22 protein-coding genes are annotated in these 23,997 nt (G+C 65.8%); 9 read left to right on the top strand and 13 right to left on the bottom strand.

The genetic code is table 11. The annotated features are described in order from the left end of the window. Positions 1-12: 12 nt before the first annotated feature. Positions 13-1,407 (bottom strand): inorganic phosphate transporter, encoded by a 1,395-nt coding sequence (locus tag KDG50_07575; protein MCB1865277.1) that lies wholly within the window; start codon positions 1,405-1,407, stop codon positions 13-15. A 455-nt stretch (positions 1,408-1,862) separates the two neighbouring features. Here KDG50_07575 and KDG50_07570 point away from each other — a divergent pair, with 455 nt between their 5' ends. Continuing rightward, the gene (locus tag KDG50_07570) at positions 1,863-2,363 is read left to right on the top strand and encodes a universal stress protein (GenBank protein ID MCB1865276.1); all 501 of its coding nucleotides are present in this window, start codon (positions 1,863-1,865) and stop codon (positions 2,361-2,363) included. Positions 2,364-2,485: 122 nt separating this feature from the next. Further along, positions 2,486-4,189 carry a Na/Pi cotransporter family protein gene (locus KDG50_07565; protein MCB1865275.1) on the top strand — a complete coding sequence of 568 codons (1,704 nt, stop codon included), beginning with the start codon at positions 2,486-2,488 and terminating at the stop codon, positions 4,187-4,189. A 172-nt stretch (positions 4,190-4,361) separates the two neighbouring features. Here the strand turns inward: KDG50_07565 and KDG50_07560 are convergent, their stop codons facing one another. From KDG50_07560 to KDG50_07550, 3 genes are all read right to left on the bottom strand, one after another. Beyond that, on the bottom strand, positions 4,362-5,159 hold the full coding sequence (locus tag KDG50_07560; protein ID MCB1865274.1) for a hypothetical protein: 798 nt from the start codon (positions 5,157-5,159) through the stop codon (positions 4,362-4,364). Further along, positions 5,156-5,710: a sigma-70 family RNA polymerase sigma factor gene (locus KDG50_07555; GenBank protein MCB1865273.1), complete on the bottom strand. Its 555-nt coding sequence runs from the start codon at positions 5,708-5,710 to the stop codon at positions 5,156-5,158. Before KDG50_07555 ends, KDG50_07560 begins: the two co-directional genes overlap by 4 nt. Before the next feature lie 268 nt (positions 5,711-5,978). Continuing rightward, positions 5,979-7,778, bottom strand: coding sequence for a VWA domain-containing protein (locus KDG50_07550; GenBank protein MCB1865272.1), 1,800 nt, complete (start codon positions 7,776-7,778; stop codon positions 5,979-5,981). Positions 7,779-7,979: 201 nt separating this feature from the next. On the opposite strand from KDG50_07550, the gene KDG50_07545 reads away from it, so the two are divergent. The 4 genes from KDG50_07545 (at position 7,980) to KDG50_07530 (ending at position 10,739) form a co-directional block, all read left to right on the top strand. Beyond that, on the top strand, positions 7,980-8,930 hold the full coding sequence (locus tag KDG50_07545) for an ABC transporter ATP-binding protein (GenBank protein MCB1865271.1): 951 nt from the start codon (positions 7,980-7,982) through the stop codon (positions 8,928-8,930). Next, positions 8,927-9,700: an ABC transporter permease gene (locus KDG50_07540; GenBank protein MCB1865270.1), complete on the top strand. Its 774-nt coding sequence runs from the start codon at positions 8,927-8,929 to the stop codon at positions 9,698-9,700. The genes KDG50_07545 and KDG50_07540 overlap by 4 nt, the downstream gene beginning before the upstream one ends. Then, entirely contained in the window at positions 9,697-10,143 is a 447-nt protein-coding gene (locus tag KDG50_07535; GenBank protein ID MCB1865269.1) for an acyl-CoA thioesterase, read from the top strand. The genes KDG50_07540 and KDG50_07535 overlap by 4 nt, the downstream gene beginning before the upstream one ends. Positions 10,144-10,310: 167 nt before the next feature. After that, positions 10,311-10,739, top strand: a complete 429-nt coding sequence (locus tag KDG50_07530; protein MCB1865268.1) for a TusE/DsrC/DsvC family sulfur relay protein — start codon at positions 10,311-10,313, stop codon at positions 10,737-10,739. A 436-nt stretch (positions 10,740-11,175) separates the two neighbouring features. On the opposite strand, the gene KDG50_07525 is transcribed toward KDG50_07530, so the two are convergent. The 3 genes from KDG50_07525 to KDG50_07515 all read right to left on the bottom strand — a co-directional run bounded on the left by KDG50_07525 (position 11,176) and on the right by KDG50_07515 (position 13,145). Next, positions 11,176-11,580 (bottom strand): hypothetical protein, encoded by a 405-nt coding sequence (locus tag KDG50_07525; GenBank protein ID MCB1865267.1) that lies wholly within the window; start codon positions 11,578-11,580, stop codon positions 11,176-11,178. A 285-nt stretch (positions 11,581-11,865) separates the two neighbouring features. Then, positions 11,866-12,864, bottom strand: a complete 999-nt coding sequence (locus tag KDG50_07520) for an HPP family protein (protein MCB1865266.1) — start codon at positions 12,862-12,864, stop codon at positions 11,866-11,868. Beyond that, positions 12,861-13,145 carry a hypothetical protein gene (locus tag KDG50_07515; protein MCB1865265.1) on the bottom strand — a complete coding sequence of 95 codons (285 nt, stop codon included), beginning with the start codon at positions 13,143-13,145 and terminating at the stop codon, positions 12,861-12,863. Before KDG50_07515 ends, KDG50_07520 begins: the two co-directional genes overlap by 4 nt. A 75-nt stretch (positions 13,146-13,220) precedes the next feature. Here KDG50_07515 and KDG50_07510 point away from each other — a divergent pair, with 75 nt between their 5' ends. Continuing rightward, the gene (locus KDG50_07510; protein MCB1865264.1) at positions 13,221-13,808 is read left to right on the top strand and encodes a Slp/YeaY family lipoprotein; all 588 of its coding nucleotides are present in this window, start codon (positions 13,221-13,223) and stop codon (positions 13,806-13,808) included. A 76-nt stretch (positions 13,809-13,884) separates the two neighbouring features. Here the strand turns inward: KDG50_07510 and rsfS are convergent, their stop codons facing one another. Continuing rightward, positions 13,885-14,259, bottom strand: a complete 375-nt coding sequence (rsfS, locus tag KDG50_07505; protein ID MCB1865263.1) for a ribosome silencing factor — start codon at positions 14,257-14,259, stop codon at positions 13,885-13,887. An 86-nt stretch (positions 14,260-14,345) separates the two neighbouring features. Here rsfS and folE point away from each other — a divergent pair, with 86 nt between their 5' ends. Together folE and folX are read left to right on the top strand one after the other, a co-directional pair. After that, on the top strand, positions 14,346-14,906 hold the full coding sequence (folE, locus tag KDG50_07500) for a GTP cyclohydrolase I FolE (GenBank protein MCB1865262.1): 561 nt from the start codon (positions 14,346-14,348) through the stop codon (positions 14,904-14,906). Next, positions 14,903-15,256, top strand: coding sequence for a dihydroneopterin triphosphate 2'-epimerase (gene folX, locus KDG50_07495; protein ID MCB1865261.1), 354 nt, complete (start codon positions 14,903-14,905; stop codon positions 15,254-15,256). The genes folE and folX overlap by 4 nt, the downstream gene beginning before the upstream one ends. Here folX and KDG50_07490 read toward each other — a convergent pair. The 5 genes from KDG50_07490 to murJ form a co-directional block, all read right to left on the bottom strand. Continuing rightward, on the bottom strand, positions 15,209-17,851 hold the full coding sequence (locus tag KDG50_07490; protein ID MCB1865260.1) for an EAL domain-containing protein: 2,643 nt from the start codon (positions 17,849-17,851) through the stop codon (positions 15,209-15,211). The genes folX and KDG50_07490 overlap by 48 nt on opposite strands. Next, positions 17,823-18,341 carry a lipoprotein signal peptidase gene (locus tag KDG50_07485; protein MCB1865259.1) on the bottom strand — a complete coding sequence of 173 codons (519 nt, stop codon included), beginning with the start codon at positions 18,339-18,341 and terminating at the stop codon, positions 17,823-17,825. Before KDG50_07485 ends, KDG50_07490 begins: the two co-directional genes overlap by 29 nt. Before the next feature lie 179 nt (positions 18,342-18,520). Further along, positions 18,521-21,340 carry an isoleucine--tRNA ligase gene (ileS, locus tag KDG50_07480; GenBank protein MCB1865258.1) on the bottom strand — a complete coding sequence of 940 codons (2,820 nt, stop codon included), beginning with the start codon at positions 21,338-21,340 and terminating at the stop codon, positions 18,521-18,523. An 8-nt stretch (positions 21,341-21,348) separates the two neighbouring features. Beyond that, on the bottom strand, positions 21,349-22,290 hold the full coding sequence (locus KDG50_07475; GenBank protein ID MCB1865257.1) for a bifunctional riboflavin kinase/FAD synthetase: 942 nt from the start codon (positions 22,288-22,290) through the stop codon (positions 21,349-21,351). Between the two features lie 101 nt (positions 22,291-22,391). Beyond that, on the bottom strand, positions 22,392-23,933 hold the full coding sequence (gene murJ, locus KDG50_07470) for a murein biosynthesis integral membrane protein MurJ (GenBank protein ID MCB1865256.1): 1,542 nt from the start codon (positions 23,931-23,933) through the stop codon (positions 22,392-22,394). Positions 23,934-23,997: the final 64 nt, after the last annotated feature.

The following is a 23,997-nucleotide window of genomic DNA, read 5'->3' as shown; positions in this document are numbered from 1 at the left end:
CCGGCCCAGGCCCTAGGGCAGCATCATCCCGCGCACGGTGAAGTACAGGAATGCCGCGATCAGCGCCGAGATCGGCACGGTCACCAGCCAGGCCGCGATGATCCGCACCAGGTGCGTGCGCTTGACCAGCTCGGTCTTGTAGACGCGTTTCAGGCCCTTGCGCTCGGTCTTGCTGATGGTTGGGTCCTGGTCCGAACGCTGCTTGAGTTCGCGCAGCATCTGCCCCCGTTCCTTGATCGTGCCCTTGGTGAACGCGTTCAGAAACGCATCGACCTCGGCCTGGCCCGCGCCCTCATGGTGGGCCTTGATCTCGGCGATCATTGCCGAGTAGTTCGTCTTCAGATACTCGCGCAGGAAACCCACGCCGAATACCGCGCCCACCGCGATGTGGGTCGACGACACCGGCAAGCCGAGCTGGCTCGCGACGATCACGGTGATCGCCGCGGCCATGGCGATGCAGAACGCGCGCATCTGGTCCAGTTCGGTGATTTCCGAACCCACGGTGCGGATCAGCTTGGGCCCGTACAGGGCCAGACCGATCGATATGCCAATCGCCCCGACCAGCATCACCCACAGGGGAATGCCGGCCTTCGCGACCACGCCGCCGTGCACGATCGCCTCGTTGATCGCCGCCAGCGGACCAACGGCGTTCGCGACGTCATTGGCACCGTGCGCGAAACTCAGCAGCGCCGCCGCGAAGATCAGCGGCACCGTGAACAGGCGATTGATGCCTTCTTTCGATGCCGGCAGTGCATCCGCATTTCGCGCGACGAGTTTGCGCACCAGCGTAAACACGACCACGGCCACGCCAAGACCGATTGCGGCGGCGCCGCCGAAGCCGACCTTCCAGATGTGCTTGAGCCCCTTCATCACGAGATAGGTCGCAAACGCCCAGGCCATCAACGCGACGAGCAGTGGCACGACCTTGCGCGCCGCCTGGCGCATACGCGGCTGATAGGTGATCGTGCGCTTGATGATGTAGAGAAAGGTGGCCGCGATCAGGCCGCCCAGGACGGGCGAGATCACCCAGCTCGCGGCGATCTTGCCCATGGTCGACCAGTTGGCGATGCCAAAGCCGCCAGCGGCGATGCCAGCGCCGAGCACGCCGCCGACAATCGAATGCGTGGTGGAGACCGGCGCGCCGAGCGCCGTTGCGATGTTCAGCCACAGGGCCCCGGCCAGCAGTGCCGCGGTCATCAGCCAGATGAAGGTATCGACGTCGCCGATCGTGGCCGGATTGATGATCCCGCCCTTGATGGTGCTGACCACCTCGCCACCGGCAATCAGCGCCCCTGCCGCCTCGAAAATCGCGGCGATGGCGATCGCACCGCCCAGCGTCATGGCGCGCGAACCGACGGCCGGACCAACGTTGTTGGCAACGTCGTTGGCGCCGATATTCATCGCCATGTAGGCGCCGATCACCGCCGCCGCGACCAGCAGATTCGCCCCGCTGATGCCGGCCGCGACGGTTTGCGCCGCGACGAAGACGACCACCAGGAACCCCAGCGCGAGGCCGAAGCGAAACAGGTCACGGCGACTGGAAGCCGCGGCTTTCACCGGCACCAACACATCAGCGTTATCCACCACCCCTCCCCGGCACCAGGTCCGCGGCAGCGGACCCAAGTCAAGAAAACGTCACAAAGATGTCATGAAACTGTCATTTTGCCGCTACTCTACCGACGAAAATCCACCGAGGCAGATGCCCTCGGTCAAGAAACCCGCCGAAATTCGCTGCCCCGACCACGGCCGCCGGCGAAAAGTGGCGGGCCGCCCCGGATGCGGGAGGAGGAACAGATGAAGGGTCCAGTGCTTCTGCGGTCTCTCTGGTGCCCGGCGACGGCGACCCCGGCGCGACCGCCACAATGAGCGCCAACGACAAGTCCACCCGGACGCCCTGCATCCTGGTGCCGGTCGATTTCTCCGAACGGGCGGCGCGGGCCGTGCGCATGGCCGCCTACCTGGCGGAGTGCATGCGCCACCGGCTGACCATCCTGCATGTCGTGCACGACCCGGGCGAGATGCCCGGCTATTACGCGCGTGTGATGAAGAAGAAGCGCCTCACGCGGATCGATGACGTCGCCCAGGAAATGCTCACGGACTTCGTCGGCAAGCTGAAAAAACGCGGCTGGGCCAACGAACCCGTGAAGCAGGCGCAGACGCTGCTGCGCGTCGGCCTGCCGGTGCAGCAGATTCTCAGCGTGGTGGAGGACGAGAAGCCGACCATGGTCGTCATCGGCAGCCAGGGGCGCACGGGGCTGAGTCACCTGATGCTCGGTTCCAAGGCCGAGCAGTGCGTGCGCCTTTGTCCGGTGCCGGTGCTCGTCGTCAAGGCGAACAACCGCCCGCCCACGCGCGCGAAATGAGCGTGTTTCCCTCCGTCCACATCGATCCGCGGCGGTCGGCACTGCTGGTCGGCGCCGTGGCCCTGCTGGCGACCTTTCCTGCGCTCGCGGACACGGCCGAGGACACCCCGCAGTGGGGCCTCATGGGCGTGAACCTGTTCGGCGGGCTGGCCCTGTTCCTGTTCGGCATGGATCAGATGGCCGACGCGCTGAAGGCCGTCGCCGGCGAGCGCATGAAGCAGGTGCTCGCGAAACTCACCACGAACCGATTTATTGGCGCGCTCACGGGCGCCTTTGTCACGGCGGTCGTCAACTCCTCGTCGGTCACCACCGTGCTCGTCGTGGGTTTCATCTCCGCGGGCCTGATGTCGATGGCCCAGTCGATCGGCGTGATCATGGGCGCGAACATCGGCAGCACGATCACCGCACAGATCGTCGCATTCAAGGCCACAAATGCCGCGATGGCGATGATCGCCGTCGGTTTCGGCATGCTGTTCATCGCCAAACGCGAGAAGGTGCGCCAGTACGGCTTCATGATCATGGGGCTCGGGCTGGTGTTCTTCGGCATGAGCGTCATGAGCGACGCGATGAAGCCGCTGCGCAGCTACCATACGTTTCTTGACCTGATGGCTCGCATGGAGAATCCTGTGGTCGGGATAGCCGTCGGCGCAGCCTTCACAGCATTGATTCAGTCTTCGGGCGCCACGACCGGCATCGTGATTGTGATGGCGAGTCAGGGACTGGTGTCATTGCCCGCCGGCATCGCGCTGGCGTTTGGCGCGAACATTGGTACGTGCGTGACCGCGCTCATTGCCGCGATTGGCAAGCCGCGCGAGGCGATGCGCGCGGCGATGGTCCATGTATTGTTCAACGTCTTTGGTGTCCTGATCTGGGTCGGATTCATCTCGCAGCTCGCCGACTTCGTCACTTGGCTCTCGCCAGGTCATCCGGAACTCACAGGAACGGATCGAATCGCACACGAAGCGCCGCGGCAGATCGCCAACGCCCACACCGTTTTCAATATCGCGAACACGCTAATCTTCATCTGGTTCACGGGGCTGTTCGCGCGCATCGTCGAACGGCTGGTACCGGACCGCCCGGAGCGACCCGGCATGGCGATCCGGCCTCGCTATCTTGAAGATGCGCTGATCGACACGCCGGCGCTGGCGCTGGACGGCGCACGGCTGGAGATCGTGCGCATGGGGGAGATGGTCACCGCGACGCTGGCCGATCTGGAAAGCGCCTTCCTCGCCGCCGACATCCGGGGGCTGGAGGAACTCAAATCCCGCGACGACGATCTGGACACCCTGCACGGCTTCGTCGTCACCTATCTCGGGCGCGTGGGACAGCGCACCATGATCGAGACCGACAGCCAGGCCCAGCGTCACCTGCTGTCGGTCGCCAACGACATCGAATCCATCGGCGACCTGATCGAAACCGATCTCGTGCGGCTTGGGCTGCAATATCACGCACACCGTCTCAGCATGAGTCCCGGCACGCGTGACATGATTGCGGCGCTGCACCAGGCGGTCCTCGGCGCCGTGCGCCGCGCGGTCGACGCCGTGCGCGAGAGCGATCCGGTGATCGCGGAATCCGTGATCGCCGAGAAGGCAACGATCGGCAAAGCCATCGATGCCGGCACCGCGAAACTCGCGACCCGGCTCCAGGCGAGCGTCCCACATCGACTGGAACTGTATGCGCTCGAGGTGTCGGTGCTCGAAAAACTGCGCCGCATCTATTACTTCGCGAAACACATCGCGAAGTCCGTGCAGCGCACCTACACCAAGGCAGACGCTGCGGCCGAGGCCTCGACGCCGGCCCCGCCCGCCGAACCCGTCGCGGCCTAGTGGGCCAAGTGGAAAGTTCTGTGACGCTCAGCCACGCCGCAAGCCTTGTGGGCAAGGCGCAGTCCGCAGGGAATGGCAGGCCCTTTCCAAGGACTGCAACACAACCCACAAGGCTTGTGGCGCGGCCCTTCGGGAGCCGCTGTGAGTGTTACAGAATTTTCCACTTGGCCCACTAGCGGCCCGGGCACTCCGCGGGCCAGCGGTCACACAGATCAGGCGGCACAAGCAGGTCGGGCCGCGCCCGCAACAGCCCCTGAAGCATCTCGAGCGCCGCGTCCGGTCGCCCGGCGGCGATCAGCCGACGAACCCCCGCGAATTCGTCCGGGGCAACGGCGTCCGCTTCAGAGGCCATCTCGCGGCGCAAGACATCGGATCGGGTCTCTTCCCCGGCCGCCCCGTCCGGCCCGACCCGCTGCGCGCGCGCTCGCGCCGGCTCGCCGGGATCGATGGCCTGCGCGGCGGTGTCCGGCCGGGACATCGGCGCCGGGGCCGGCGGCGGCGAGGTTACGGCCGCGGCGGACGATTCGAGCGCGTCTCGAACGCCGGAACGCATCGCACCCCCGGTAAAAGAGCCAGGCGATCGTGACGCGGGCGCCGGCGGGGCCGCGTCCTGACTTTGCGACACCGCCTCCCGCAGCTTGCGCAGTTCCGGCGCCGGTGCCGGGCGCACCGCGCCGGCGGGTACGGGGCGATCGTTGCGGACATCGTCGACCGGTGCGACGGCTGGCGCGATGACCGCGTGCTCGACCGGAACCATCCGCAACACCAGCACCGATCCAAGCACGATCACCGCTGCGCTCGATGCCGGAATGAACCAGCCACGGCGGCGCCGACGCGCCCGCTCGGCGGCTGCGGCGAGGATCCGCGCATCCATCGCCGCAGACGGACCAGCGGCCCGCGCGCGGCGGTACAACGCGGAGACCGCGGCGTCGTGAGTACCGGAATCGGTGTCGTTCGGTTCGTCGGTCACAGGCAGTCCCCGAGTCGTTCACGCAACCGTCGGTACGCATAGCGCAAACGGCTCTTGATGGTCTCGCGACCGCAACCCGCCATGCGCGCAATCGCTTCAAGATCGAGACCGCTCTCTTCCTTCAGCGCCAGCGCCTCGCGCTGCTCGTCCGGCAGCTCCGCGAACGCCGCGCGAAAGCGCTCGATACAGTCCATCGCGATGCTGCGCTGTTCGGGCGCGGGTGTCGGGTCGGCAGGCTCGGACACGGCGTCCAGTGCCTCGACCGATCGCAGGTTCGCGCGCCGCGCCCGATCGATCAGAAGGTTGCGGGCGATCCGAAACAACCAGAACCGGAAGCCGTCCGCCCCGAACCGCTCGCGCGCGTCCACAACGCGCAGCCAGAGTTCCTGATACAGATCATCGGCCTCGTCGGCCTGCATGATTCGCGCGCGCAGGAAGGCCAACATCGGTCGCTTCCAGCGTCCGTACAGCACCGCGAACGCGTCGACATCGCCACGCCGGTAGCGGTCGAACAGTTCCTCGTCACTGCGCGGGTCGGTGGTCTCGCTCACCGCTTGAGCGTACGCGAGCGCGCCGCACCCGCACCAGTGACCGGCGACACTTCCATGTGCCGCAGGTGCCTCGACGCGCATCACGCCCTGTGTCGAACTCACCTAACAGGTTGTTGAAAAAGGCCCATCCATGGCCTTTCCACCGTCGCAACCGAAAAGCGTGGTTTTCGGTTGCTCACGAAACTCAAACACTTGTGCGTTCGATTTTCGCGCGAGACGTCCCTGTCTCGCGATATCAGGCTGTTGAAATGAAAATTGCAACAGCCTGCTAGCTCCTGGAGTCGAGGCTTTCCGCCAGATGAACCAAACGCAGGAATTCGCCGCGGTAACCGAAGCGATCGGCCCCGCGACTTCCGGCAGCCAGCGCGGCGATGTCGCTGTAGCCGTAGGTGCCGGTATAGCGCCCGCCACGGAGCTTCTGACCGAACGCCGCGACCGAGGCCGCAAAGCGCAGGTCATCGGTAGCCCCGGCGAGGGTCGCGTTTGCGGCCGGCTTCGCGATCGGCTGTTCGACCAGCGTCGAGCCGCCTTCGCCAGGCTTCTTGAAGCGCAGTTTCAGCCAGCCGAGTTCGCCGCGATGCGCGGCATTCGGATCCGGGGCGCCGCTGCCATATCGCAGCTCCGGCAGGCGTCGGCCAGCGGAGCCGGTCGGCACAATCTCGTAGAGCGCCGTGACGCGGTGTCCCGCACCGATCTCGCCGGCATCGACCTTGTCGTTGGTGAAGTCCTCGCGCGCGAGCACCCGGTTCTCGTAGCCGATCAGACGGTATTCGGCGACCTCTACCGGGTTCCACTCGACCTGAATCTTCACGTCCGAGGCGATCGTTTGCAGCGTCGACGACAGTTCCTCGACCAGCACCTTGTTCGCCTCGTTGACGGTGTCGATGTAGGCGTAGTGGCCGTTGCCGTGATCGGCGAGCTGCTCCATCAGCGCGTCGTTGTAGTTGCCGCCGCCAAAACCCAGTGTGGTCAACGAAATGCCAGTGTGGCGCTTGCGCTCGACGAGGTCCACGAGCTGCTCGTGATTCACGGTGCCGACGTTGAAGTCACCATCGGTCGCGAGGATCACGCGATTGATGCCGCCGGCTACCCGGCCCTGCTCCGCCATCGCATAGGCCAGCTCGATGCCGGCCGAACCGTGCGTCGATCCACCTGCGGAAAGCTGATCCAGCGCCGCGCGAATCCTCGCGGCCTGATCGCCCGGCGTCGGTTCGAGCACCACCCCGCTCGCGCCGGCGTACACGACCAGCGACACGCGATCACGCGCGGTCAGGCCCTGCAGCATGAGACCCAGCGCGGATTTGAGCAGCGGCAGCTTGTCCGCGCTCTGCATGGAGCCGGACACATCGACCAGGAACACGAGATTCGCGGCGGGACGATCCGCCGCCGCGACCTCGAAGCCCTTGACGCCGACCCGCACCAGCATGGCCGCGTCGTTCCACGGCGCGGGCGCGACCTCCGTGGTCACCGCGAACGGCGTACCGGTATCGGCCGGTGCGGCGTAGGCATAATCGAAATAGTTGATGAGTTCCTCGACGCGCACGGCGTCCTCCGGCGGCAGCCGACCCTCGTTCAGGTGCCGACGCACCACGGCGTAGGCGCCGGTGTCGACGTCGATCGAAAACGTCGAGACCGGGTCCTCTGCAACCGCGTGGACCGGGTTGTCGTGGATCGGCGCGAATCGATCTCGGTTGACCTCCGCGCTCGGCGCACGGATGCCGGCGAGATCGACCAACTGCGGCGCCGGGGCCGGCGCAACGGCCCCGACGAGCATGCGCGTTTCAGCGCTTCTGTGGACCGACGCGGCGACCTGCCCCCGGTCATCGCGGCTCGCCGCGATCTCCTCACGCGCCTTCGGGAGTTTGCGCTTCGCTTCGGACGCGAGCGCATCGCGCGGGGCGTTGCCTGCGGTGTCGACTTCGGGCTGCGCGGGCGTGGTCGCCGTGACCGCGGGCAAGGTGGCGCCCGGGCTGCCGTCCGGCGCCGGGGCTTGCACGCCGCAACCGCTGGCGAGGACCAGCAGCACGGCCGCGGACAGGGTCGAGAGTCTAAGGCTGTGGGATTTCATGTTCGGGTTCTCCGTTCGATGTCAGATTCGGGCGGACAGCCCGGCGCACCGCGCGCCGAGACCTCGCCCTTACCGACACAAACGCGCGAGAACCCGCCCCGGGGTTGACGCCGCCGCGGAAATTGCCGGGGCGACTGCCTGCCCGACCGGCCGCCGGTCATTTACACTGTTGTTTCGACATTGCGACTGCTGGCGTCGCCCATGCCCCCATCTTCCGCCCTGGAAATCCGCGATCTGCGCAAGACCTACCCGAACGGCAACGCCGCCGTGCGCGGGATCGATCTGGATGTCGCGGAAGGGGATTTTTTTGCGCTGCTGGGCCCGAACGGCGCCGGCAAGTCGACCACCATCGGCATCGTTGCATCGCTCGTGAACAAGACCGGCGGCACGGTGCGTGTGCTCGGCCACGATCTGGACAGCGAACCCGCCGCGGTCAAACGCACGATTGGGCTGGTGCCGCAGGAGTTCAATTTCAACGTCTTCGAGCCGATCGGCGAGATCGTCGTGCACCAGGCCGGGTTCTACGGCATCCCGCGGCGCATGGCCTGGGCCCGTACGCAGGAATATCTCGAGCGCCTGGGGCTGTGGGACCGCCGCAAGGAGATGGCGCGCAACCTCTCCGGCGGACTGAAACGCCGGCTGCTGATCGCCCGCGCGCTGGTGCACGAACCCAGACTGCTGATCCTTGACGAACCCACGGCCGGCGTGGACATCGAGCTGCGCCATTCCATGTGGGAGTTTCTGCGCGAGATCAACCGTCGCGGCACGACGATCATCCTGACCACGCACTATCTCGAGGAAGCCGAACGCCTGTGTCGCAACATCGCGATCATCGACCACGGCACGATCGTCGAGAACACCAACATGCGTGCACTGCTCGCGACCCTCGACCACGAGACCTTCGTGCTCGATCTCGCCGCACCCGCGCAGACACTGCCGGAACTCGCCGACCACACCCTGAGCCTGATCGACGCGGATACGCTCGAGGCGGTCGTGCCGAAACGCACCGGGCTCAACGAACTGTTCGCGGCGCTGGACCGGCGCGGCATCCGCGTGCTGAGCCTGCGCAACAAGACCAACCGTCTGGAACAGCTGTTCCTGCACCGGCTCGATGCCGGCCGTAGCGCCGGATCGCGGGACAAGGCCGCATGACCGCCGCCGAACAGCTTGTCGCGTTCCAGACGATCGTCGAACGCGAGATCCTGCGGTTCGCACGCATCTGGATCCAGACCGTGCTGCCGCCGATGATCACGACGGCACTGTATTTCATCATCTTCGGCCAGCTGATCGGTTCGCAGATCGGCGACATCGACGGCTTCCGCTACATGGATTTTCTCGTGCCCGGCGTGATTCTCATGACGGTCATCCAGAACAGCTACGCGAACGTCGTCTCGTCGGTGTATGGCGCACGCTTTCAGCGCCACATCGAGGAGATGGCGATCGCGCCCGTGCCGGGTTACGTGATCCTCGGCGGATTTGTCGCGGGCGGGCTTGCGCGCGGCCTCACAGTCGGCATCGCGGTGCTGCTGGTGTCGCTGATCTTCAGCCCGCTGGGCATGGCGCATCCACTGGTTACGATTGCGATCGTGGTATTGACCTCGGTGCTGTTCTCGCTCGCCGGGTTCATCAACGGGATGTTCGCGCGCAATTTCGACGACATCTCGATCATCCCGACCTTCGTGCTCACACCGCTGACCTATCTCGGCGGGGTGTTCTATTCGGTGTCGATGCTGCCGCCGTTCTGGCAGGACGTCTCGCTCGCGAACCCGATCCTGTACATGGTCAACGCGTTCCGGTTCGGCCTGATCGGCACTTCCGACATTGATCTCGGACATTCATTCCTGATCACGGGCTTGTTCGTCGCGGCGCTCGGCGCCTACAGTCTGCATCTGCTGCGCACCGGGCGAGGCATCCGTTCATGACCGACCGCATCACCATTCCGGCCGACGCCATCCTGCTGCACCGCGAACCGATCGAGGTGCGCTGGGGCGACATGGACGCATTTCGTCACGTCAACAACGTCGCCTATTTCCGCTATTTCGAACAGGCCCGCGCGGGCTGGTTTCAAACCAACGGACTCGCCGAATCACTGACCGGGTATGGCCACTACGGCCCCATCATCGTGAGCGCCTCCTGCGACTACATCGAGGCACTGACGTACCCGGCGTCGACCGCCGTCGATCTGTTCACCGCGCAGGTCGGGCGCACCAGTTTCCATGTCTGGCACCGGCTCGCCGGACGCGAGGACCCCGCGCGCATCTTCGCCATCGGTCACGCAACCGTCGTATGGATGGACTACGAGGCCGTGAAACCCGAGCCATTGCCCGCAAGTCTGCGCGCATTGCTCGAGGGCAACCGCGCATGATGAGCAGGGATCCCGATGTCCTGCACGCGGTCGAGACGATCTGCGCGCTGGGCTGCTCGCGCGTGAACCAGATCATCGAACGGCTGGAGCGCGGTGATCCTCTGGCTGAAACCAGCGGCCTCGCCGCGGAACAGCGCAGCGTCGTGCTCGCCGAACTGCGCGAGATCATGGCCGTGTACGAGGTTCCCTGTGATCTGCCTGAGCACACCGGGGACGGGCCGGCGAGCCTAGCGCGGAAACCGGCCGGGTCAGACCAGAACCACCGCCGCCGTCTTTCGGAAATCGAGCGCGACGAGGAAGGTTTCCTGCTCGATGTCCACGACTGGTATCCGGAACTCGCCGATGAAATCGCGGCCGAGGCGGATCAGCCGCTGACGCAGGAACATCGCGAGATCATCGCCTACATCCGTGAACACTTCGAGCGCAACGACTCCGTGCCCGAAGCCCGCACGCTGCTCAAACATCTCGCCGAAAACTGGGGGCCGGAACGCGCGACGCGCAGGTATCTGTACGCGCTGTTCCCGAGGGGCTATGGACAGGTCGCCTGCAAGATCGCCGGCATGCGCAAGCCGCGCAAGCTGATGCTGGATGTTTGATGCCGCGATTCCATCGCGGGCGCGGCACGCATAGACCCCGCCTCTGTACGGTGCGCACTGCGCACCAATAGAAGCGCGGGAAATATCCTCATGGTGCGCGATGCGCACCCTACTAAGGAAGCTCTGATTAATCCATCCTGGATTAACAGAGCGACGAAAACGAAAAAGCGCGGTATTTCGTTATCGTACATTTTCAATGGCTTACGCACATTGAAAATGGTGGCACGTCCCTGTGCCACGGGAAACTCTGAATTGATCAGAGTTTCCCTAACAGGTTGTTGAAAAGTGAATTTCAACAGCCTGCCAAGCTGGGGTTCAATCAAAGAACCGTTTGACGCCCACGCCGCGCAGTGCGCCCCCTACAAAACCCCTTGGCGTGCTTGGCGCCTTGGCGGTTCAACGCAAATGAGCGGTTGACCGGACGCCTCCCTGGTCACTACTTCGCCAGATACATCTTCACGTTGCCATTCCCGTTAGGATTGGCGTAGACCTCTTCGCCATTTTCGAACCCCACGTCGAGTCGGTCGGCAATCTCCTGACTGATCTGCGGCGCATAGGTCTGCACCCATTGCGCGCAGTAGTTGTCGTTGAACGTGCCGCCGTCGGTACGCGCACAGGTGATGTAGGCGCTCTTGCCGGTGGTGTTTTTCACCAAAATCCAGCACAGCGCGCCACCGAACCCCTCGGTTCTGAATCGAACTCCACTGGCTGTGACCTCGGTTCCGACCGCGCCGGAGTGTGCGGCCGGCGGTTCCGTTGGCGCCGGGTCCGGTTCCGCACCGGCCAACGCCGTCGACAACGCGAACGGAACCACCAAGGCTGACAGTTTTCGATGTGACATGCGATGACCCTCCTGTCGGGTACGGGGGCAGATTTCCTGAAATGGCTGCATGCCCCTGGCTAAACGGTGCACCGTACGCACCCTACTGGCTGCGGTCCATCGGGATGCCCCGCTGACGCGAGCCATTTCCGGAAACATCGGCGCACAACCCTGCACTACCAAGTTGTTGAAAAAGGCCCATCCATGGCCTTTTCAACGTTGCAACCGAAAAGCGTGGTCTTCGGTTGCTCACGAAAATCAAACACTTGCATCTTCGATTTTCGGGCGAGACGTCCCGGTCTCGAGTTAGGGGCGACTGATCGACCCGGCGCGCTCGGTCGCCGCGGTATCTGCCGTATCGGGGGCCATGCGGCGCCAGGTGTTTTCGTCCAGATACACGCGATGCCGTGCCCAGGCCGCGAACTCCGCGCGCGAACAGGTGCCGGTACGCCGACGACCCAGGCCCGCAACGACACGGTAGATCACGAGGTCTTCACCCACCGGCGGTGCATCGCCAGCGTCGCCCATGACCTGGCGCACGGCCCACTGCTCACCGTAGTCGCCATTGGAGAAATAGCGCCCGGGCAATACATGAACCGGATCGACCTGACTCTGGCGGGCATGGGCACGCGCATCGCGATAGATGTCGACGAGATCGTTCACGTCGATATCCACGAACGATCCCGCGCGTTCCAGCGCCCATCGCAGGTCGCCCGCATCGATATCCAGCGGCGCCTGGACCACCTGCGTTTCCGCGTCAACGCTGCGCGCCCAGCGCGCCGGATAGCGCCGCCAGCGAAACGGATAGTTGAACGCCACGGCGATCAACAGGATCACGCCAACGTTCGCGAGCACCGGATCGATCACGTATCCGTACCCGAGACCGTGCACACCCGGTCCGCCGATCACGGCATACAGCGCGGTCGCGCCGCCGGGCGGGTGGATGCAGCGCAGCACATACATCGCGCCGATCGCCACGCCCACGGCCAGTGCCGCAGCAAGCGTCGGCTCCGCGACGAGTCGAGCCGCGGTCACACCGGCCAGCGCCGAAACCAGGTGCCCGCCGACCAGCGGCCAGGGCTGCGACAGCGGCCCGTGCGGAACGGCGAACAGCAGCACCGCGGACGCCCCGATCGAGGCCACCAGCAGCGGCGCGGACGCCGGGTGCGCGAAGCGGTCGGCCATCCACCAGACGGCGAGGATCGCGACCGCCCCGCCAAGCGCGGCGACGAACTTTTCCAGCGGCCGCGTGGTGTCGAGCCCGGCCCCGAGCCAGGACCACAGCCGCGCAGCGGTTCCGGTCATTCCTTCAGCCAGCCCTGCAGGGCCTCGATGATGGACTGCGCCTGGTCGCGGCTGGAGATGTTGAACTTCGACTGCTGGCGGTACTCGCCATTGCGCTTCTGGTAGCGACGGATCGTGAATTTCTCCGGACCCCAGTCGTCACGGCGTCCGTCCCAGTCGCTGTAACGAAAGATCACCGTTGCCCACGCACCCTTGGACAGGATGCGCTTGTCGAGCTCGCGCACGACCTGGCGGCCGTTCTCCTCCCAGTTCACAGTCAGTTCGTCCGCATTCGAGGCCATGTTTGCTCCAAGTGGAAGGTCATTCGCGCGTCATTATGGCGGAACACCCCGAGTTTACGAGCGGTCGAAGGGTTCATGCGCTGCCGATCCAGCCTGCTCCGAGTGTTCGCGCCCGCCCTGCTCGCGCTTGTGGGCGGCTGTGCCACCGCCCCGCCGGAACTGGGCGAGACGCCGACCGATGCGCTCGAACTGGCCGCGGCGCGGGCCGCGCCGGAACGCTTCGCCGGGCGTGCCGCGCGCTGGGGCGGCGAGATTCTCGGGGTCGAAACCCTGGCCACACGCACCCGTTTCGAGGTGCTCGCATTGCCGCTGCACGAAACGGGCGAGCCGGTGCCGGACAGCGCGGGGGAAGGCCGTTTCGTGGCCTACGTCGACGGCTTTCTGGACCCGGCCGTATACCGGCCCGGCCGCGATTTGACCCTGATCGGCGCGTTCTCGCAGATCGAGCACGGGCAGGTCGGTGAACACAGCTACGCATACCCGGTGCTGATCGCCAGCCGCCATTACCTGTGGCCGGAGGAACCGCGCCACTACGCGCGGGACGTCGATGTGCACATTGGCGTCGGCTACGGGTTCTACCCGTTCTATTTCTGGGCCTTCGATCCGTTCCTGTGGCCCTACCACCACCACGGCCATCATCACCGGCACCACCGGCATCGCTGACGGAGACGCGGATCGGGTCAGCGTTTCCGCTGGCAAAGGGGAGCGTCGCTCGGGCCGGCCGGGACGGCCTAGCCCCTCAATGCGAAGTGGCGGGCGCCTTTTCCTCGGCTTCTTCCGACGGTGCCCAGAAGCGCTCGAGGTTGTAGTAGTCGCGGATACGCGGCTGCATGACGTGGACGATCACGTCGCCGAGATCGACGAGCACCCACTCGCCATGGGATTCACCCTCGACCCCGATGGGCGGAAACCCGCGGTGCTTGGCCTCCACGACGACATTCTCGGCCAGCGCCCGGACATGCCGGTCGGAGGTGCCACTGGCAATGACCATGTGGTCGGTCATCGTGGTCTGGTCACGCACATCGATCACCCGCACATCGACGGCCTTGAGATCGGCAAGTGCGGCATTGACCAGATCGAGCAGCGCCGCGTCCGGCGCCTGGGGGACATTCATCCGTCGAGCTTACCACGGCCACCGGGGGTGGTCATGGCATAATCCCTGCCCTCGCGCGCTACGCGCCGCCGCCCGGCCCGCATCCGATGAATGATCCAGACCGCCTCGCCCAGTTGTATTCCGAACTGATCTCTGGAATCGGCGAAGACCTGTCCCGGGATGGCCTGACCAGGACCCCACAGCGCGCCGCACGCGCGATGGAGTTCCTGACGCGCGGCTACCATCAGAGCATCGATGAGGTCGTCAACGGCGCGATCTTCGATTCCGGCAACGACGAGATGGTCGTGGTCAAGGACATCGAACTCTACTCGCTGTGCGAGCATCACATGCTGCCCTTTATCGGCAAGGCCCATGTGGCCTATCTGCCGCGCGGCAAGGTCATCGGGCTGTCGAAGATCGCACGTCTGGTCGACATGTACGCGCGCCGCCTGCAGATTCAGGAGAACCTCACCAAGCAGGTCGCCGAGACCGTCATGTCCATCACCGACGCCGCGGGCGTGGGCGTGATCATCGAGGCCAAGCACCTGTGCATGATGATGCGCGGCGTGGAAAAGCAGAACTCCGTGATGAAGACCTCCATGATGCTCGGGTCGTTTCGTGACAACCCGCGCACGCGACAGGAGTTTCTGACCCTCGTGCACGAATGAACGTAACGATCCGCATCAAGAACCTGCGGCTGCGCACGCTGATCGGCTTCAGCCCGCACGAACTAGACAAACCGCAGGATGTCGTGATCAACGTGGCATTGCGCTACGCGGCCGACACCGGCATCACGCGCGACGAAGTGGATTCGGCGGTCAACTATCGAGACATCACCAAGGCCATCATCGATCATGTCGAAGACGGCCGCTTTGAACTGCTGGAAAAGCTCACCGCGGACGTGCTCGAGATCGTCACCGGGTTTGCGCGCGTGCAATGGGCCGAGGTCGAGGTCGACAAACCCCACGCCCTACGATTTGCGGACTCTGTCTCCTGCCGGCTCGCCAGCGACTCCTGAACCGAGATGCTGCGCCAGCCACGGCGCCAGCGAACGCAGCGGACCCGGTCGCGCGATCAGATAACCCTGCAGCGCGTCACAACCGATGCCGGTCAGCATGGCGGCCTGCGCCTCGGTCTCCACACCTTCGGCGATGACTTCCAGTCCCAGCCCCGAACCGAGCGCGGTCACGGTCTCGACGATCACGCAGTCCGGATCGCTCTCCGGCAGGTTCGACACAAAGGCCTGATCGATCTTCAGCGCCGCCAGCGGCAGCCCGCGCAGAAACTCCAGCGACGAGAAGCCGGTGCCGAAATCGTCGATCGCGATGGGCAGCCCCATCTGCGCGATCCGTTCGACGGACTGGCGTGCCTGACGCTGGTTGTGAATCAGCGCGCTCTCGGTGATCTCGAGTTCGAGCTGCGCCGGCGCGACCCCGTGACGTTCCAGCGCGGCACGCAGCTGCGCGGCAAAGCCGCCGTCGAGCAGCATCCGCGTGGAGACATTGATCGAAACCGGAATCGCCGCCCCCTGACGCGCCAGCGATGCCGCGGCCTGCGCGGCGCGATCGAGCACCCACAGCGTCAGCGGCCGGATCAGGTTGCCGGCCTCGGCGAGCCCGACGAACTCGTCCGGGGGCACCAGACCAAACTTCGGATGGCGCCAGCGAACCAGCGCTTCGAGCGCCCGCACGGACTGGTCGTGCGGCCTCAGCTGGGGCTGGAAATGCAGTTCCAGCTGGCCGGCACGTATGCCGTTGCCGAGATCCCCCAGCAACCTCAGGCGTCGCAGCGAATGCCGGTCGGCCACGGCGCGGTACACCGCGTAGCCCTGCACGCCACCCTTGGCCTGATACATCGCCACGTCGGCACAGCGCAGCAGGGTACCGGCAGCGTCGGCATGGCGCGGGTACAGCGCGATACCGATGCTCAGGCCGACTTCGACTCCGCTGTCGTGCAGCATCAGCGGCTGGCGCATGGCGCGCAGGACCTCACGCGCGAGATTGCGCGCGAGCGCGGGCAGTTCCTCGTCGTTCGCCACGCCTTCGATCAGCAGCGCAAATTCATCACCGCCCAGCCGGGCGACGAGCCCCGAGTATCGCGAGGCCACGGCCTCGAGACGCGGGCCGATCTGAACCAGCAGCTCGTCGCCGGCCTGATGTCCGAGGGTGTCGTTGATCTCCTTGAAGCGATCGAGATCAAGCAACAGCAGCGCAACGCCGCCGCCGCTGGCCTGGGCCGACAGCACCGCCAGTTCGAGACGCTCGCGCAGACGCTGCCGGTTCGCGAGCCCGGTCAGCGCATCGTGTTCGGACTGGTGCCGCAGTTGCTCGAAGATCTCGCGCTGTTCGGTCGCATCGCGCTGGACGCCCCAGGCCCGCGTGAGCTGGAGATCGCGGATCGTGCCTCGCGCCGAACTCACGAACCAGCGCACGCTGCCGTCACGTCGGATGACCTGCGAGTGATAGTCGTGCTGCTGATAGGCGTTGGCGATCCAGATTCGCACGAGGTCGCGCACCTGGTGATCGCCGAACAGCATGGCGGGCGTCATTTTCGACAGATCCGTATCCGACCCGAGTGCGTGCAGGCTCAGGCAGGCATCGTTGTGCTCACGAATGCGCCCACGCGCAAAGATCGCATCGACCTGCTCGTCAGGCGGCAGGCGCGTGTCGATCGGCGGGTCGAAATCCATGCGCCAGATTGCATCGCCGCTGGCGGCAACGAACGCGCGATAGCGTTCTTCGGCGGCCTCCAGCGCGCGGGTATAGCGGCGGCGTTCGAGTTCGGCCGCCGCGCGGCGCGCGAAGATCGCGAGCAGCGACATGGCCAGATCCGGCGCCTGAATCTCGCGCCGGTACAGCACCGCGATCAGGCCCAGCACCGTTCCATCGGCGCCGGTGAGCGGTTCGGCCGCATAGCCGCGGATGCCCAGATCCGCGAGCATTTCGTCCGCGGGAAACTGCGCGGCCACCTGGTCCGGATAACAGCATGGCCGCGACTCGATGACGTTGGCGCACGGCGTGCCCTCGAGTTCATAGCGAAAGTTCTCGGCCTGTGCAGCGTCGACCTGCACCGCGACGGTCTGCACGGCGTTGCCGTCGACTTCGCCGACGAACGCGACATCGGCCTCCAGCGCCTGGGCGAGGGTCTCCACCAGCGACTGAAAAAACGCCTGCCCCGTCGTCGCAGACACCCCGCGGGCGATCTGCTCGAGCAGCCCCTGGTCCGGTCGCAGGCTGCGCGCCAGGCGCACACTCAGCAGGCGGCAGGCCCGCCCGGCGGCCGGGGCCGTGGTGATACTCGCGATCACCCGCTCGACACCACCGGACCCAGTCCCACGCAGTTGCAGGGTCAGCGCGGTGACATCATCACGGGCAAGCGCATATTCGAGCGCGCGCGCCCCGTTTGAGACGCCGGCCGCCTCGTCCCAGTCGAGCACGTCGGTGATCGAACGTCCGGCCAGACTATCCTCCTCTGCGGCGAACCGCTTCAGCGCAGCCGCGTTCGCAGCGAGGATGTCCGTGCCGTCGAGTACAAAAAACGGATCGGCCGCTGCCATAAACAGGGCCGCGAAATCGGGAGCGGATTCAGTGCTGCGTCGGGCGGTCTTGCTCACGCTGGCGGACCTCGGCGTCACGACCCGAAACCGGCCGACGCCACTCCATGAAAAGTAGCAGAACCACGCCAACGGTGATCGCGGAATCCGCGATATTGAATGCCGGATACGGCCAGCCCCAGAAATAGAACTGCAGGAAATCGACGACCGCGCCCGTCGACAGCCGATCGATCAGATTGCCGAGCGCACCGCCGAGCACCAACGCGATCGCCAGCGCCCGTACCCGCTCACCGGTTCCGAGCCGGCGCAGCCAGGCGATCAGCACCGCCGAGATCACCACCGCGAGCACAACGAACAGCCAGCGCTGCCAGCCGCCGGCGTCGGCCAGAAAGCTGAACGCCGCGCCGCGATTGTAGGCCAGACGCAGATCGAAGAACCCCTCGATGACCGACCGTGGCGCGGCCGCATCCAGCCCGCGTTCGGCGGCGATCTTGGTCAGGCGATCGACAACGATGACCAGCGCGGCGACGATCAGCCCAGCACGCAGCATGCCGCGACCTCCCTTAGCAGGTTATTGAAAAAGGCCCATCCATGGACTTTTCAACATCGCAACCGAAAAGCGCGGTTTTCGGTTGCTCACGAAAATCAAACACTTGTGTGTTCGATTTTCGGGCGAGACGTCCCTGTCTCGCGCTAACAGGCTGTTGAAATATTCTTTTCAACAGCCTGTCAGGCAAACGCGCGGGTTTCGCCCGGCCCCTCGACGTTCGTCACGCAGCGCCCGCACAGTTCCGGATGCGCCGCATGCGTTCCGACGTCCTCGCGCCGGTGCCAGCAGCGCACGCATTTGGCGTGATCGCTGGGTGCCACGACGAGCCTGAGTTCATCGCCATCGTCATCGAAGCGCGCGTCGATCGCGTCCGTTGGCGCATCCGCCAGAGGCGCAACGGCGGCCGCCGAGGTGATCAGTGCAAAGCGCAGCTCGTCGCCGAGCGCGGCCAGCGTGTTGTGCCGCTGCCCGTCACAGTACACGCGGACTTCGGCATCCAGCGAACTGCCGATCTCGCCGGCCTTGCGCAGGGCCTCGAGCGCCTTCTTGACCGGCTCGCGAAGTGCAATGACCGTGTGCCAGTCGACTTCGCCATGGCGATGGGCGAACGGCTCGAGGCCCGCATACCATTCGGCCAGGAACACCGATTCCGCGCGCGGGCCGGGCAGTTCGCGCCAGATCTCCTCGGCCGTGAAACTCAACACCGGCGCCAGCCAGCGCACCAGAGCTTCGGAGACATGGAACAGCGCCGTCTGGGCTGAGCGCCGGGCAAGGCCGTCGGCACGCGCCGTGTACTGTCGATCCTTGATGACATCCAGGTAAAAACCGCCCAGATCGATTACGCAGAAGTTGTGCACCTTCTGGTAGATCAGATGAAAGTTGTAGTGTTCATAGGCGTCGATCAGTTCGTCCTGCAACGCGGCGGCGCGCGCGACGACCCAGCGATCCAGCGCAACCATGGCGTCTGGCGCGACCTGGTGAACGGCCGGATCAAAGCCATTGAGGTTCGCAAGCAGGAATCTCGCGGTGTTGCGAATGCGTCGATAGGCATCGGCCATGCGCGTGAGGATCTCGTCGGACACGCGCATCTCGGTGCGATAGTCCGTCGCCGCCACCCACAGGCGCAGCACGTCGGCGCCGAGGGTCTTGACCACCTGCTGCGGTGGCACGACGTTGCCCTTGGACTTGGACATCTTCTCGCCGCGCTGATCGACCGTGAAACCATGCGTCATGCACTGGCGATAGGGTGCGGCGCCGGTCATCGCGACGCTGGTCAGCAGTGAAGACTGGAACCAGCCGCGATGCTGATCGGAGCCCTCCAGATAGATCTCCGCCGGACGATGCAGGACTGCGCGCGGCTCCAGCACGGTTGCGTGTGTGACGCCGGAGTCGAACCACACGTCCAGCGTGTCTTCGATCTTCTCGTACTGATCGGCGTCGGCGCCGAGCAGTTCGCGCGGGTCGAGTTCATACCAGGCATCGATCCCGGCGCGTTCCACGCGCTCGGCGACGGCCTCGATCAGTCGCGAGGTCTCGGGGTGCAATTGTCCCGTCGCCCGGTCGACGAACACCGCAATCGGCACGCCCCAGGTACGCTGACGTGAGATACACCAGTCCGGCCGCCCGTCGATCATCCCCTCGATGCGGGCACGGCCCCAGCCCGGCAGCCACTCGACTTCGGCGATCGCGCGGCGCGCGGCTTCACGCAGGCCATTGGCCTCCATGCTGATGAACCATTGCGGCGTGGCACGAAAGATCAGCGGCGTTTTCGTGCGCCAGCAATGCGGGTAGCTGTGGCGGATCGTTTCCGCATGCACGAGCTTGCCATGACTGCGCAGCACCTCGAGGACATGCCCGTCGACCTCGAGCACCGATTCACCGGCGAAGATCGGTGTGGCTTCCACGAACCGGCCATCGGGCCCGACCGGGTTGTCGACGTGCAGGCCGTAGTCCAGTCCCACCAGATAGTCGTCCACGCCATGCCCCGGCGCGGTATGCACGGCGCCGGTGCCCGCTTCGGTGGTCACATGCGCGCCGAGCACGATCGGCACGTGCCGATGGTAGAACGGATGTGCGAGTTCCAGACCCTCGAACGCGCGGCCGGGCGCGCGACCCAGCGCCCGCCACGGCACGCCATAGCGCGCAAACACCGCGTCGGCGAGATCCGCCGCGACGAGCATGCGCTCGGGGGCGCCGTCGATGTCGACCTGCGCGAGCACGTATTCGAGATCCGCGTTCAGCGCGACCGCGCGGTTGGCCGGCAGCGTCCACGGTGTCGTCGTCCAAATCACGACCGAGACCGGTCCCTCGCCGGCCGCACCACATTTCGCCGCGAGGATATCGGGATCGACCGCCGTGAACCGCACGTCGATCGCATGCGAGTTCTTGTCCTCGTATTCGACCTCGGCCTCGGCCAGCGCCGAGCGTCCGCCGACGCTCCAGTACACCGGCTTTTCGCCACGTACGACGTGACCGCGCTCGATGATGCGGCCGAGTGCGCGAATGATGTCGGCCTCGGTACGAAACGCCATGGTCAGGTACGGATCGCCCCAGTCGCCCAGGACGCCCAGCCGCTCGAAATCCATGCGCTGGCGTTCGACCTGCTTCGCGGCATACTCGCGACATGCGCGACGAAACGCCGCGACATCGACCTTCGCGCCGGGCTTGCCGATCTTCTTCTCGACGGTGTGTTCGATCGGCAGCCCGTGACAGTCCCAGCCGGGCACGTACGGCGCGTCGAAACCACCGAGCGAACGGCTCTTGACGATGATGTCCTTGAGCACCTTGTTGACGGCATGCCCGATGTGGATGTCGCCGTTCGCATACGGCGGACCGTCGTGCAATACGAAACGTGGCCGACCGTCTCGCGCCGCCCGAATGCGTGCGTACAGGCCCATCTCGCGCCACTGTTCGAGCATCTGTGGCTCGCGCTGGGCGAGATTCGCCTTCATGGCGAAAGCGGTCTGCGGAAGGTTCAGTGTGTGTTTGTAGTCGCTCATTGTTTTTGTCAGCCGGCCAGTACACGTCGGGCGGCGGCCGCGTCACGGTCAATCTGATGTTTCAGCGCATCGAGGCTGTCGAACCGTTCGATGTCGCGCAGCCAGGCGCGAAATTCCACCTCGATGCGCTCGCCGTACAGCGAACCGCTGAAGTCGAACAGGTGCACTTCGAGCAGTTCCGCGCCGCTGTCCTCCACCGTCGGGCGCGCGCCCAGGCTCGCCACGGCGTTGCGCGGCCCGTCCGTCAGGCCATGCACGCGCGCGGCGAAGATCCCCGCCAGCGCGCTGCGGTTCCGATACAGCCCGATATTGGCCGTCGGGTAACCCAGTTCGCGACCCTGCTTGTTGCCGTGGCGGACGCGGCCGCCGAGCGAATAGCGCCAGCCGAGCAGTCGTTCTGCGCGGTCCAGGTCACGCTCGGCCAATGCATCACGCACCGCCGTGGAACTGATGCGTTCGCCCTGATCCAGCACCGTTGGCGTGTCTTCCACCTCGAAACCGTAGCGACGTCCACTGTCGACCAACAGCGCATGATCGCCACGCCGGTCGCGCCCGAAGCGGAAATCGTCGCCGACGACCAGGTGCCGGACACCGAGCCCGTCGAAAAACACGCTGCGTACGAATGCCTCGGCCTCAAGACCGGCGAGCCGCGAATCGAAGTGCAGCAATGCCAGTGCATCGATGCCGGCGTCACGCATGCGCTCGAACTTGCAGCGCAGCGAGGTCAGCCGCGGCGGCGCCCCGCGACCCGCGAAATATTCGCGCGGATGCGGCTCGAAACTGATGGCGACGGCCGGCAGGCGCAGCGCACGGGCGCGTTCGACCACACGCGCGAGGACCGCCTGATGCCCGCGGTGCACGCCGTCGAAATTGCCGATGGTCGCAACCGACCCCGCGCGCACGGCGGCCGGGCGCGAAGCAAGTTGTCGAATGCCACGGATCAGATACATCGCGCCAAGGCCGATCGCATAAAGGCGTGAAGTATAAGGCCTTGTGCAATGCAATACCGACGAGTCCACCGCCCGCCGACCGCCGGCGGGCATGCGCCGACTCAGTCTGTGGCGCCCTGGCGAAAATGCCGCACCCGGCCGCCGGCCAGGGCGAGCGCGGCGAAATACGTCACGACGCCAGCGAACAGAATGGCCGCCAGCCATGCGCCGCGCGCGAGCGTCGTTCCACTGCCCCAGACTTCGGTCGCGCCGGCCAGACCGACCAGCACGCCGGCCATCGCGGCGTTCGCGAACAGCGCGCGCAACGCGAGCGCCTTCCACCCGGAGGCCGGCCGGTAGACCTCGGCGCGGCGGAGTCCGCGCAGCAGCAGCAGCCCATTGACCCAGGCCGCGATCGAGGTCGCCAGCGCCAGCCCGGCATGCTGGAGAAACCAGACCAGAGTCAGGTTTCCGACGACGTTCACGGCCATTGCGATCACGCCGATGCGCACCGGCGTGCGCGTGTCCTGGCGTGCATAAAAACCGGGCGCGAGCACCTTGACCAGCGTGAAGCCGACGAGCCCGACGCCGTAGGCTGCGAGCGCCTCGGCCGTTCGCGCGACGTCGCCGGAACCAAACTCGGCCGAGCCGAACAGGGTCGCGAGGATCGGCCCGGCGAGCACGATCAGACCGACCGCGGCCGGCAGGGCCAGCAACACCACCAGCCGCAGCGCCCAGTCCAGTGTCGCGGAGAACGCCGCGAGGTCGCGCTTGACGTGCAGGCCCGACAGGTTCGGCAGGATCACGGTGCCCAGCGCGATCGCGAACACACCGAGCGGAAACTCCATCAGACGATCGGCGTAGTACAGCCAGGTGACGCTGCCCGAGACCAGGAACGAGGCGATGATCGTGTCGATCAGCAGGTTGATCTGCGTGACCGACACCCCGAACAGTGCCGGCAGCATCAGGCGCATGATCCGGCGCACCCCCTCGTGGCCGCGCGCCAGACGGGGCCGCGGCAACAGGCCCAGCCGCGCGAGCGCCGGCCCCTGCACCAGGAGCTGCGCAATGCCGGCGATGAGCACCCCCCAGGCCAGCGCCAGCACGGCGGGCTCGGTGCGCGGCGCGAGCCAGAGCGCGGCGCCGATCAGGGCAAAGTTCAGCAGCAGCGGCGTCAGCGCCGGGAGCGCAAACCGGCCATGACTGTTCAGGATGCCGCCAGCGAACGCCGTCAGCGAGATCAGCAGCAGGTACGGAAACGTCAGACGCAGCATGTCGACTGCGAGCCCGAACTTGCCGGGATCACCGACGAAACCCGGCGCAAACAGGCCGATCACGAGCGGCGCGGCGGCCACGCCGACCAGGGTGATCACGAGCAGCACGGCACCGAGCGAACCGGCGACATGGTCGATGAAATCGCGCAGCGCACCGCCCTCGCGGACCTTGTAGTCGGCCAGCACCGGAACGAAGGCCTGCGAAAACGCGCCCTCGGCGAACAGCCGGCGCATGAAGTTCGGGATCTTGAAGGCGACGAAGAACGCGTCGGTCTCCGCACCGGCGCCGAACACCCGCGCCAGCACCACGTCGCGCGCGAAGCCCGCCAGCCGCGAGGCCAGCGTCGCGCCGCCGACGGTGATCGTGGATCGGGCCAGGGACCGGCTCATGGGGGGCGGATTATACCGGCGTGGACATTGACATCCGCTGGCCATGAAGCCAGAATGCGCGGCT

The sequence above is a fragment of the Chromatiales bacterium genome (assembly GCA_020445605.1).
Taxonomy (GTDB): Bacteria; Pseudomonadota; Gammaproteobacteria; order JAGRGH01; family JAGRGH01; genus JAGRGH01.
Note: the sequence above shows the minus strand (reverse complement) of the source record. Positions and strands in the feature narration are given on the sequence as shown.